Annotated in this window: 10 protein-coding genes and 1 pseudogene; 7 read left to right on the top strand and 4 right to left on the bottom strand. The window is 69.0% G+C overall.

Annotated features, from left to right (window positions below; all coding sequences use genetic code 11):
• From AB0B45_RS47905 to AB0B45_RS47895, 3 genes and pseudogenes are all read left to right on the top strand, one after another.
• Positions 1-603, top strand: a pseudogene (locus AB0B45_RS47905) (hypothetical protein); the annotation flags it as partial.
• Positions 590-745, top strand: a complete 156-nt coding sequence (locus AB0B45_RS47900) for a hypothetical protein (protein WP_358145107.1) — start codon at positions 590-592, stop codon at positions 743-745. The pseudogene AB0B45_RS47905 and the gene AB0B45_RS47900, both read left to right, overlap by 14 nt.
• 60 nt (positions 746-805) lie before the next feature.
• Positions 806-3613 (top strand): BTAD domain-containing putative transcriptional regulator, encoded by a 2808-nt coding sequence (locus AB0B45_RS47895; protein ID WP_358145105.1) that lies wholly within the window; start codon positions 806-808, stop codon positions 3611-3613.
• A gap of 3 nt (positions 3614-3616) precedes the next feature.
• Here AB0B45_RS47895 and AB0B45_RS47890 read toward each other — a convergent pair whose 3' ends face one another.
• From AB0B45_RS47890 to AB0B45_RS47875, 4 genes are all read right to left on the bottom strand, one after another.
• Entirely contained in the window at positions 3617-4135 is a 519-nt protein-coding gene (locus tag AB0B45_RS47890) for a hypothetical protein (RefSeq protein WP_358145103.1), read from the bottom strand.
• Positions 4136-4562: 427 nt separating this feature from the next.
• Positions 4563-4973 (bottom strand): glycosyl hydrolase family 28-related protein, encoded by a 411-nt coding sequence (locus AB0B45_RS47885; RefSeq protein WP_358145101.1) that lies wholly within the window; start codon positions 4971-4973, stop codon positions 4563-4565.
• A gap of 26 nt (positions 4974-4999) precedes the next feature.
• Positions 5000-6352, bottom strand: a complete 1353-nt coding sequence (locus AB0B45_RS47880) for an endo-1,4-beta-xylanase (RefSeq protein WP_358145099.1) — start codon at positions 6350-6352, stop codon at positions 5000-5002.
• Between the two features lie 701 nt (positions 6353-7053).
• Entirely contained in the window at positions 7054-8262 is a 1209-nt protein-coding gene (locus AB0B45_RS47875; protein WP_358145097.1) for a hypothetical protein, read from the bottom strand.
• 406 nt (positions 8263-8668) lie between these two features.
• Here AB0B45_RS47875 and AB0B45_RS47870 point away from each other — a divergent pair, with 406 nt between their 5' ends.
• The 4 genes from AB0B45_RS47870 (at position 8669) to AB0B45_RS47855 (ending at position 11697) form a co-directional block, all read left to right on the top strand.
• Positions 8669-9097: a hypothetical protein gene (locus AB0B45_RS47870; RefSeq protein ID WP_358145094.1), complete on the top strand. Its 429-nt coding sequence runs from the start codon at positions 8669-8671 to the stop codon at positions 9095-9097.
• Positions 9094-9435, top strand: a complete 342-nt coding sequence (locus tag AB0B45_RS47865; protein ID WP_358145092.1) for a hypothetical protein — start codon at positions 9094-9096, stop codon at positions 9433-9435. Before AB0B45_RS47870 ends, AB0B45_RS47865 begins: the two co-directional genes overlap by 4 nt.
• A 347-nt stretch (positions 9436-9782) precedes the next feature.
• Positions 9783-10784: an alpha/beta hydrolase gene (locus tag AB0B45_RS47860; RefSeq protein ID WP_358145114.1), complete on the top strand. Its 1002-nt coding sequence runs from the start codon at positions 9783-9785 to the stop codon at positions 10782-10784.
• A 265-nt stretch (positions 10785-11049) separates the two neighbouring features.
• Complete coding sequence (locus AB0B45_RS47855; protein ID WP_192776956.1) at positions 11050-11697, top strand: nucleoside monophosphate kinase; 648 nt, start codon at positions 11050-11052, stop codon at positions 11695-11697.
• The last annotated feature ends 45 nt before the right edge of the window (positions 11698-11742 follow it).

Below are 11742 nucleotides of genomic sequence, written 5' to 3'. Positions count from 1 at the left end.
GCCGTCCACGACGCGACCACCGGGGACCTGCGCGCGCTTCTCATGGACGGGCACCACCTCACCGACGTCCGCACCGCCGCGGCGGGAGCGGTGGCCAACCGCCTGCTGACCCGGCGGGACGCCGCCACCATGGCGGTCCTCGGCACGGGGACCCAGGCGCGGCTGCAGGTTCTGGCCGCGCGGGCGGTACGCCCGATCGAGCACGTGGTCGTCTGGGGGCGGCGCGCGGACGCGGCGCTGGCGCTGCGTGCGGCGCTCCTGGAGGTCGACCCGCCGCTCACGGTGTCGGTGGCGGACCACCCCCGCGACGCCGTACGGCAGGCCGACGTGATCGTCACCGCGACCGGCAGCCGCCGGCCCATCCTGGAGGGCTCCTGGCTACGGCCTGGACAGCACGTCACCGCCGTCGGCGCCGACGACGGCACCAAGGCCGAACTCGACCCGGCCTGCTTCCACCGCGCCGACGTGCTGGCCGTTGACAGTAAGGAGAGCACCCCGCTGCACGCCGCGGACGTGCTCCGCGCCGAGGCTGGGGAGCACGCCGACTTCCGCCTCGTCACCTGCCGTGAAGATCTATCGGTAGGTAACTGTGACCGCTCATAAGCTCACCGCCGACGAGGTGGCGCAGCTGAACTTCTCGCAGATCGTCGGATTCGTGAATGAGCCCAACATGTGTTCAGGGGGCGCGGCGACGCTCCGCCGCATCATGCGGGAGGTGCCGGGGCTGCACCCGGAAGATCTGTAGCCTTCTGGCAGCACATGGCAGATAGGTGGCAGAGCGAAATCAGCCCCAGATACCGGACAGGTGCGCGTCAAGGGGGAGTACGGGATGGAGATCCGGCTGCTGGGGCCGCTGGAGGTGCGCGACGCAGGTGGCACGCTCGTCCCCGTCACCTCCGTCAAGCAACGCGTGGTGCTCGCCGCGCTGGCCCTTCGGGTCCCGCACGTGGTGTCGGTGGAGGAGCTGGTCGACTGCCTGTGGGAGGACCGGCCCCCGGAGACCGCACGGGAGACCGTGCGCAGCCATGTCACGCGGTTGCGTAAGGCGCTGTCGGCGATCCGGCCCACTCCCTTGGTGACCCGTGCGCCGGGCTACGTCCTCGATGTCCCGACGGACGCCATCGACCTGCACCAGGCGCAGGCGCTGCGCGCGGAGGCGACGCGAGCGGCCGGTCTGGGGGACATGGCCGCAGCCGCCGCCCTGTTGACCGACGCGCTGGCCCGGTGGCGCGGTCCGTTGCTCGCGGACGTCGACTCCGCATTGCTGCGCTCGCTGCACGTCAGGGCGTGGGAGGACGTCTGGGTGCAGATGATGGAGGCGCGGATCGACGCCGATCTGGCGCTCGGGCGGCAGGACGCGCTGCTGGGGGAACTGCGCTCCCTGGTGGCCGCCCACCCTCTGCGGGAACGGTTCCGTGGTCAGCTGATGGTCGCCCTCGAGGCGTCAGGACAGCGCGCGGAGGCCCTGAGGGAGTACGGCGAAGCCTGGCGCACGCTGGTCGACGAGCTGGGCGTCGAGCCTGGGGCGTACCTGCGTGAGATCCACCAGCGGATCCTCGCCGCGGACGCCGCCCGGCCCGAGCCGCCCCAGGAGCCGGCGCCCGTGGCCGTTCCCGCACTGCTGCCCCTTGACCTGTACGGTTTCACCGGCAGGGCCGAGGAGCTGCACCGGCTGGACGCCCTCATGGACATGGCCGGCGAGCAGCCCACCACCGTCGTGGTCACCGCCGTGTCAGGCACCGCGGGAGTGGGCAAGACGGCTTTGGCGGTGCACTGGGCCCACCAAGTCCGCGATCGTTTCACCGACGGGCAGCTCTATGTGAACCTTCGCGGCTTCGACCCCAGCGGGTCGCCCATGGCGCCGACGGAGGCGTTGCGCGGCTTCCTCGACGCCCTGGGCATGCCCGCGGACCGTCTCCCGGCCGGGTTCCAGGAACAGGTCGGCCTGTACCGCAGCCTGCTCGCCGGGCGTAGGATGCTCGTCCTGCTGGACAACGCCCGTGACGCCGAGCAGGTCCGCCCGCTGCTGCCGGGCGCACCCGGTTGCCTGGTGGTGGTGACCAGCCGCAACCGGCTGCCTGGCCTGGTGGTCACCGAGGGCGCGCACTCGCTGCCACTGGACCTGCTGCCGGTCGCAGAGGCCCGCCGGCTGCTGGCCGGTCGGTTAGGCCTCGAGCGGGTCGAAGCCGAACCTGACGCGGTGGAGGAGATCATCGCCAGGTGCGCGGGGCTCCCGCTGGCGCTGGCCGTGGTGGCCGCCCGCGCCGCCACGCACCCGGACCTCCCGTTGGCTGCCCTCGCCGCCGAACTGCGCGAAGCCGACGGGGGGCTGGACGCGTTCGACGCCGGCGACCCGGCCACGCAGGTGCGGGCGGTGTTCTCGTGGTCCCACCACGCCCTCGGTGCCGAGGCGGCGCAGCTGTTCCGGTCGCTCGGCCTGCATCCAGGCCCCGACCTCGGCGTAGGCGCGGCGGCGAGCCTCGGAGGCGTCCCGGTCACACGGGTACGGCCGCTGCTGGCCGAACTGGTCCGCGCCCACCTGATCACCCAGCACACCCCGGGCCGCTACGCCCTGCACGACCTGCTGCGCACCCACGCCACCGAACTCGCGCACGCCCACGATCGCGACGAGGAACGTCTGGCCGCGCTGCACCGGATGCTCGATCACTACCTGCACACCGCCCACGCCGCCACCCGGCTGCTCAACCCGCACCGCGAGCCCATCTCCCTGGACACTGCCCCGCCGGCGGATGGCGGCGAGAACGTCGCCGACCCCGAGCAGGCGCTGGCCTGGTTCACCGCCGAGCACGCCGTCCTGCTCGCCGCGATCCCCTATGCCTTCGCCGCCGGGTTCGACGCGCATGCCTGGCAGATCGCCTGGTCCCTCACCGACTTCCTGGACCGCCAGGGCCGCTGGCAGGAGCAGGTCACCATCCAGGAGATCGCCCTGAAGGCGGCCTGCCGAGCCGGTGACACGGCCGGGCAGGCCCATACTCACCGCAACCTCGGCTGGGCCCACGCCCGGCTCGACCACCTCTATGACGCGCACGCCCACTTCCTGCTCGCCGTCAATCTGTACGGCGAGCTCGGCGACCACATCGGCCAGGCCCACACCCACGGCAACATCTCAGGTGTGCTCGAACGGCAGGGGCGCTACCAGGACGCGCTCGCCCACGCCCAACGCGCCCTCGAATTGTTCAAAGCCGTCGGCCACCGGACCGGCCAGGCCAGGGCGCTCAACGCGGTCGGCTGGCGCCATGCCCTGCTCGGCCACTACGACAAGGCCCTCGACCACTGCCATCAGGCACTCACCTTGCACCGGGAGAGCGGCGATCGCTACGGGCAGGCCAACACGTGGGACAGCACCGGGTACGCCCATCACCAGCTTGGCCAGCACGAGCGGGCCATCACCTGCTACCAGCACGCCCTCGACCTGTTCCGCGAGGTCGGCCACCGCTATCACGAAGCCGATACGCTCACCAGGCTCGGCACCGCCCAGCTCGAGGCTGGGCGGGCCGACGTCGCACGCCGTACCTGGCAGCGGGCTCTGGACATCTTCGACGAGCTCGGCCACCCGGACGCCGACCGGATCAGGGCCAAGCTCGCGAGGTGAGCCCTAGACCCACCACATCGTCAGCGCCTCCATCGGTAGCGACCGGCCGGTGGTCCCGATCATGTACATCTTGCTGTAGCCGGTGCGGTAGGTACCCGTGTCGTACTGGTCTGTCCACCCGATGTTTCTGGAGTGCGCCTTGCCCTTGATGTAGCTCCCATTACCGTTGCGGTAGTAGAACAGAATCGCCTCCATCGGGGCGTTCATCCCCGTGGTGCCGATCTGGACTGTCTTGCTCGGCTTGGCGCACTGGAAGGTGCTGTCCCATCCGTAGTGGGAGCGGTAGGCCTTGACGCACAACTCGCCTGCGTTGACCTTGAACCGGACCGACTCCAGGTTGAGCGACCTCCCAATCGTGCCGCCGACGGCCCCGTCGCACTGCCAGCCCATCCAGCCGACGTTCTGCACATGAGCCTCGTAGCAGACCTGGTCGGCTGCGGCCCGCGCCGGGCCGGTCGCGGCGAACGTGGCCGTGACCGCCGAGCCAACGGCGACGAGCGTGCGAATCGTGTTCTTCAGCATGTGCCCCTTCTTCTCTCGTCCGTGCGCCTGACGGGTAGGACCGGCAGCGACGCGCCCGCCAGCCTGCCGATCGCACGTGACAAACGGATGGCAGATCGCAGACAGGTCCCGGCAATGGTGGGGACTGCCCGGGCTGAGATGCAGAGGAGAGCGGAGTGCCTGTAGCGCGTCAAACACCTTTGCTACCGCATCGAGCTGCGGTCTGGCCCAGCCTTCCCGCGGCGACACGATCACGCCGTGTGCCTCTTCGCCTGCTCTATCCACTTACGGTCCGCGTGTTCGGCTGGCTGATGCTGCTGGGCCGTAGCCAGGCTCGGAAGGACATGCAGGAGCTGAACTGCGAGTCGGTGGTGTACAGGTCGAAACCGCTCGCTCGCTTCGGTCTTGGATCCGCAGCGGAACGTCGCCACATTGGTGAAGCGCACGTTCATCGGGAACGCGGTGCCGTGGCCAGCCGGATGCCGGGAATTTGCGCGGCGGTGAACGACGAGACGGCGTTGATCGTGGTCTGGTTCGAACCACCCGCCGAGTACCAGGAAGACCCGCTGCCCTGCAGCTCGACGCCGTCGGGGATCTCCAGCGGGGCTGATATCTGGTATTTCCCGTTCGGGAAGAAGACCACGTCGCCCGGCGCCGCAGCCTTCAGCGCGTTCTGAATGGCGGCGGTATCGTCGGTACGCCCGTCACCGGTCGCGCCATACTCCGGTGCGGTGACATCCAGCCAGCCCAGCGCCGTCCCTGATCCCGCGGCTGAAGCCGTACCGGTGCCGGCAACGGAGATGACGCCAAGGCCCGCACCGGCCGCAGCCGCTCTCAACAGATTTCGGCGAGTTCTCACCAGAATTCTCCTATTGACGATCAGAGTTACAGATGTCCGGGTGCGTCTGGCAGGCGCCAGGCCGGAGCGGCGGAGCATGACGCCTGCTCGATGGCGGCTCCCGCGGCGGTGCTGCCGTCCTTGACGGCGACGCACTTGTAGGTGCGGACGGACATCAGCTGGTGCCCCTGGTTCAGCGGGCGCAACTCGAAGCGCTGGTCGGCGCTGTCGGCCGCGCAGGCGCGCCGTACCAGCGTGTTGCCCGCGCCGATGGTGAGGCACTGGCCGCTGGGAGAGTCGGCGATCTGGTACACCTTGGGCGCCATGCGCCGGAACAGCAGCCGCTGGTCCGCGCCCCCGCTGCAGGCGGCCTGGGTGAGCTGTGTCGTCAGGCATTTGCCGGAGTGGCCGGCGGTGGAGGCCGAGGTGAAGTCGCGATCAACCAGTACGGCCTGCATCTGGGCGTAGGCGGGCTTCTTGGCCAGGTCGGTATCAAGCGGGTGGGCCGCACCCCAGCCGGGCACCACGGACGGCACCCAGGAGTAGCGGTCGGTGACGCTCCACACGGTCAGCGACACGCACCGGCTGACAGCCACGCACGCGGCGGTGGTCCGGCGGTAGATCTCGGCTTGGGCGGCGAGTTTGCGTTCGTCCACCGGCATCTTGATCCGCACGTCCAGCTCGGTGACGGCCACGTCGACGCCGAGTCCGGCGAACAGCTCCAGGGTGCTCTTGAGCTGCGTCGGCAGGATCGTCTCCGGCGTCGGGTCCTTGATCAGGGAGTGGGTCTGGAACCCGACACCGTCGATCGGCACGCCCTGCGCGCGCAGGTCGCGCACGAGGTTGTAGAGGCCGGCCCGCTTGGGGTTGCTCCACTCGGCGTTGTAGTCGTTGATGTACAGCTTGGCGGAGGGGTCGGCGGCCCTGGCCCAACGGAACGCGTCGGCGATGTAGCCCGGACCAAGACGCTTGAACCAGATGGTCTGCTTCAGGGAGCCGTCCTCGGCGAGAGCCTCGTTGACGACGTCCCAGACCGCCACGCGTCCGGCGTAGCGCGTGACCGTGGTCTCGACGTGCTGTCGAAGCGCGGCGCGCAGCTCCTCGTCGGTGAGCGAGCCGTTGCTGATCCAGGTGGGCAGGGCGCCGTGCCAGACCAGGGTGTGACCGCGGACCATCTGGTTGTTCTGCTGGGCGAAGGCGACGACGGCGTCGGCCTTCTCCCAGGTGTGCACGCCGGGTTCGGGTTCGAGATTGACCCACTTCATGGCGGTCTCGGGGGTGACGCTGTTGAACTCGTACCGAAGCTTGTCGCGATAGCCGTTGTCCATCGCGAGGCCGCGGTCGTGCACGGCCGCCCCGATACGCAGGTTACGCGCCGCGGCCAGGGTGCGCAGGGTCACCTCAGCCGCGGTAACGGGGGCGGCGCAAACGAGAGCCGTCGCCGCGGCGAGGGCCAGCGCGACGAGGCCGCACGTGGCCCTGGCAAGAACATTCACCCATCCGGCCTGGACCAGGCGCCTATGATCGTTGGGATCGAGTGGCACGGTGTCTATGTATCGCATTTCGTTGTGATCTCTCGGTGATGTCTGGATGTCCAAGGCGCGAGCCGAGGCCGCGCAATAGTTGACCGTGTCGAGGCCGGGCCAGTCGCGCGTCGCCGTAACGAAGTCCGGGGAAAACAAGCCACTCCGTGCCCGAGTCCTGGGTGGCGCTGCTGATGGTCCCAAGGGCGCGGACCGCCGAGTTGCCGTTCCCCAGATTGAACCGGGGCCGCCGCTGTCGCCGCCCAGCAGGCTGTACCCAGCTCGCTTCGCCGAGATCAGGTCGTTGTTGCATGCTATTGACCGTCTTCCGCTGGCCGTCCATGCACTTGACGTAGCCCCGGAGGAGCGCCTCCACACTGTTCCCGGCGCGCATCGCGACCTCCGGGACCAGGCGGCACGGCCTCCTCTCTCTTCGACGCGGCCCTGCCACAACCTCCCTCGACTCAGGCGACCCGCTCGCCATCGCACGGGAGGACGCCCGCGAACGCGAGCTGCTCCAGATGATCGCCCCCACACCAGGCTGGTACGGGGGTTCTCAGGGCTACTTGCGGAGATATTCACCTGATGACGTTGATCCCGAAATCGACAGCGGCGGTGTAGAAGTCCTGGAACAGCAGACGGTTGCTGTTGGCGCCGGAGATGATGCCCTTGGCGATTACCGACGAACCCGTCCCGTCGCCCCAGAAGACCGAGAAGACCGGGCCGCCGCTGTCACCTTGCTGCGATCCGGGGTACCCGTCGGCTTGCACGGCCTCGAACTGGTCGGTGTAGCACTCGCGGGTGCCGTAGACGTCGGTGGCGCAGTAGCTGTAACTGCCGCCGGAGAGCACCTTGTAGTTACAAACCGCGCCGCTGCGGGCACCGGAGTGGCATAGGTACTCGCCGGGATAGACCGCCTCCCATCCTCTGACTTGCTTGTCGAAGCCCGAGTTGGTGTTGATCGGGTTGGGTCCCATTCCACCGCCATCGTAGATGCGCCCCTGCTCGTTCCCCCGGACGTTGCCCCTGACGAGCAGCAGGTCGTGGGAGACGTGCTCGGCGTATCCGGTGCCGATCCAATCGCCCGCGCCGTCGTACCAGCTCTCGCCAGCCCGGCCGCAGTGCCCGGCGGTGAGGATGCCGTCCACCGAGTCGACGGTCACGGCGAATCCGGCGGTGCAGATCGCGCGACAGGACCAGGAGCCGGTGGAGCACCGGACGGTGTCGCCGCCCACGATCTGGGCGCCGCCCCACCAGGGTTCTGTGTCATTATCGCGGGAGGTGAAACGCGGGCTCTCGGACTGCTCGATAGTCACCGGGACGCTCACAGCGAACGTCTTCGGTGTTGCGCTCCTGGCCGCCGGGCTCACGCCCACGGTCAGCCCGGAGCCGTCCGTGCGAACCGTCACAAAGGTGATCTCGGTGTCGGCGCGCATCTGCTCGCGAATCGGCGCCGCTGCGGCCTTTAACTCGGCCTGGGAGTACGGCGCGGCGGCAACGCGTACCGCCGCCGCTCGCCTGGCTTCCGCAATGGCGGCCCTCGGTGCCCGCCCCTTCCACCACACCTGCACGAAGCCGTCCTCAAGCGAGAGCCCCGCGAAACCGGTGTCGCCCCGCCCCGCGCGGGCGACCGCCATCACCTTCTCCGCCGCCCGCTTGAGTGGCTCCTGCGCCCGCATCTTGGCCTGCAGTTCGGGCGGGATGGAACTGAACGGCGCCGGCTCGGCGACGGTTCCTCGCCGACTTGGCTCCGGCCCGGAGCCAGCGGCCGCGGATTGCACTGTCACGAACGGCAGGGCCAGTAAGACCGCAGCGACAATTGATCGTTTCCTCATCTATCTCCGATTCCTTTCGCTGGTGGCGGTCCGCGCAGTTTTCAGACCTGTATCGCGTCGTGCGGTCCGCCGGGCTGTAGCGTGCCGCCTGGGCATGGCAGATGGATGGCAGCCCGCTGGCAGCTGTTCGTACGGGGGAACAGGAATGGAGATTCGGCTGCTGGGTTCGCTGGAAGCGCGTGATCGACAGGGTGTGCATCCCGGTGACCTCCGCCGAGCAGCGCGTGGTCCTCGCCGCGCTGGCTGTTCCTCCGGATTGCGGGTGCCGAATATCCATCCGCGCAGGTCGTAGGCATGATGGGCGATCTCGGGCCGGCGGGTGTCCCGAGCGCTCCGGTGAGCGGCATGATGATCGGTTGTGGTGCTGCGCTTGGCCTACCTCATGGTGATGAATGCCTTCTCGCTCCTGCGCCTACTGTCCAGGAGCGATCACGACAAAGACATCGAGATTTTGGTTCTGCGGCACCAGCTGACGGTGCTGCAACAGCAGGTGACCAGGCCCGTGTTCACGCCGGATGACCGGTTCATGCTCGCTGGGCTGCTCCATCGCCTGCCGATGGACCAGCTGCGGCACCTCATGTTGCTGTTGCTGCCGGAAACTATCCTGCGGTGGCGTCGTGATCTGCTGCGGCGCCGTCACGCCGTGGCCGGCGCATCGCGGCGGCGTGGACGGCCGCGCACGGTCCGCTCCATCCGCGTCCTGGTGTTGCGCAGCGATCAACGAGTACCGCCGAGCCGCATAGTCGGCCGGAGAAACACCAGCTCAGTCCCTACGCGCGAGTTTTGACGCGGTACAGGGCCCGCCAGGTCGGCCAGGACCTGCAGAAGACTGCCTCCGACCTGGCCCGGATCGCCGCCCGGCCGCAGGACGCCTGTACTGTGCCGTGGGGCGTGTGCCCCGAGCACGGCAACACCCTGACCGCCAGCGGCGGCACCACCCGCTGCACCGCCGCGGGGTGCGGCCGCGCCTGGGGTTACAACCGCGACACCGCGCCGTGCGCCGAGCCCGCCACCCACCGCCTGGTCGACGCCGAAGGGACGGAGGCGCTGATCTGTGACGGGCACGCGATCGATGCCCGTAACCGGCTGGTCGGCGGCCGTATCGAACCTGTGCCAGATCGATGACGTCGAAGTGGCCGGTCCCGGTGAGCGTGACGCCGGCCTGGTTGTCCCGGTTGTTGGCCCAGATCAGTCTCGCGGGCTGAGGCACAGGCTCTCCAAGAGGTAGTCGAGAAGGCCGTGCGGCATGATGATCGTCCGTGCTCTTTCGCCTTGCCCGACCCCGCCTCTGGAGATGTGGCGGCTGGGCGTGTGCGTTCTCAACCGGATCACCTCGGCCGACGGCTCGCGCTGCGCACGTCCTCCTCCTCGTGGAGTACGTCAGCCAACGGCTCTTGGGATCCTGATCCCAGACCGAGTTCGATCGCCTGGACGAGGATTCATTGCGATCGCGTACCTACATTCATGACGTGATGGTTGAGGAAATCCACGGCGGCCGGGCGAAGCCCGGTCGAGGGCGACGATGGTGGCGGGTGCTGCGCAGGATCACCGGCTGGTGTACTGTCCTGATCGCGTTGATGGCTGGTGCGGGATTCGGCTATGAGTCAATCGCCGGGCAGCACGACGGGGAACGCTTCCGCGCGCCTGGGAGGTTGGTGCGCGTGGGCGCCCAGCAGCTCCACCTGAACTGCTCTGGAACCGGCAGTCCCACAGTCGTGCTGGAGGCGGGACTGGCCGAGTCCAGCGCGAGTTGGGAGGTGATCCAGCGCGAGCTTTCCGGCGGCCACCGTGTATGTGCCTATGACCGGGCGGGATACGCCTGGAGCCAGGACGGCCCACCGCCGCGTACGGCGGCGCAGGCGGCCGGGGAATTGCACGCCCTCCTCACCGCAGCAGGAGAAGCTGGGCCGTATGTCCTGGCCGGGCACTCCTACGGGGGCAGTATTGTACGGGTCTTCGCCGATCGCCAGCCGGATCTGACCGCCGGTCTCGTGCTGATCGACGTCACCGATGAGAACGCCGTCCAAGCCCTGCATATGTCCCGACCACTGCTCGCCGCGCAGTTCACCGTCAATGGGCTCCTGGCACGGGTGGGGCTGCTGCGACTGTTCAGCGATGCCCTGGTGCCCCCCGATGCCACCACCGCGGCTCGCGCCCAGGCACTTGTCGTCTACGGTTCCAGGAGCATGGAGGCCGCACGGGCCGAGGCTTGGGCTGCCTTGGACAGTGCCGCCCAGGTCCGAGGGACGGTCCGGCCGGGAGCGTGGGGCAACCTGCCGGTGGTGGTCATCATCCCTGCTTACCAGCCCGCGGCCGCCGTTGAGCAAGCCAGGCGCCTTGCCGCGCTGTCCAGTCGCGGCCAGTTCCTGATCGCCGCGACCAGCGAGCACTACGTGCAGCACGCCCAGCCCGACCTCGTCATCGATGCCGTCCGCGACGTCATCGCCGATGGCACGCGGTCCAGATCGCGGTAGGCACGCCCCCGACGCAATGGGATCGGTGCGGTGCTCGGGGTCGTGCAGGTAGCAGGCGCAGTCGGTCTCCTGCCCGTCGCACACCTCTCCGGTGGGGTCGATGACGCGGTGCGTGGGGGGGCTCGGCGCACGGGGCGATGTCGCGGCTATAGCCCCGCGTGCGGCCGCACCCCGGCGCACGGCAGCGGGTGGTGCCCCGGTCGCCAAGTGGCGGCAGGCCGGGTTGCCCCTCCGGTCAGTGCCCGGCCATGTGTCAGAGTGCAGCATGCGCAAGTACGTCATCATGGGCGTCCAGGGCAGCGGCAAGGGAACCCAGAGCACTCTGCTCGCCCGCGACCTCGATCTGGCACACATCAGCGTCGGCGACATCTTCCGATGGCACGTGCAAAGCCACACCAAGCTCGGGGCTCAGGCCCGGCGCGTGATGGCCGCCGGGGAGCTCGTCGGCGACGACCTGGTGGAGAAGGTCGTGCGTGACCGGCTGGAACAGCACGACTGGAACTACGGGTTCATCATCGACGGTTTCCCGCGCAACCGCCGCCAGGCCGAGTTCTTCCTGGAGAGCTACGACATCGACGGCGTCGTGCACCTCGACCTGCCCGAGGAGGAGGTACGGCGGCGCGTCCTGGCCCGCCGCCTGTGTGCCCGCTGCGGCATGGACTACAACCTCATCGCCCATCGCCCCAAGGAGAGCGACCGGTGCGACGTGTGCGGCGGCGAGCTCGTGCCCCGGGAGGACGACACACCCGAGGCACTCGCCAGCCGGCTGCGCGACTACCACGACAAGACGAACCCAGTCCTGGACCTGTTCCGCCGCAAGGAGTACGTCGTCACCGTCGACGCCAGGCCCGAGAAAGTCTCGGTGCAGCGCGAGATCCGCGCGCGTCTGGGGCTTCCGCCGTACGAGCCGTGATCACGCGCCCGCACACCTGGCCGGCCTGTTCGGCCACGGCGGCGC

The sequence above is a fragment of the Nonomuraea sp. NPDC049152 genome (genome assembly GCF_040648355.1).
In the GTDB taxonomy this organism is placed as follows: domain Bacteria; phylum Actinomycetota; class Actinomycetes; order Streptosporangiales; family Streptosporangiaceae; genus Nonomuraea.
Note: the sequence above shows the minus strand (reverse complement) of the source record. Positions and strands in the feature narration are given on the sequence as shown.

What these genes read in the sequence shown, in the direction of transcription:
- AB0B45_RS47890 (WP_358145103.1), bottom strand. Translation starts at nt 4,135, where the DNA reads ATGCTGAAGAACACGATTCGCACGCTCGTCGCCGTTGGCTCGGCGGTC.
- AB0B45_RS47860 (WP_358145114.1), top strand. Translation starts at nt 9,783, where the DNA reads ATGGTTGAGGAAATCCACGGCGGCCGGGCGAAGCCCGGTCGAGGGCGA.
- AB0B45_RS47855 (WP_192776956.1), top strand. Translation starts at nt 11,050, where the DNA reads ATGCGCAAGTACGTCATCATGGGCGTCCAGGGCAGCGGCAAGGGAACC.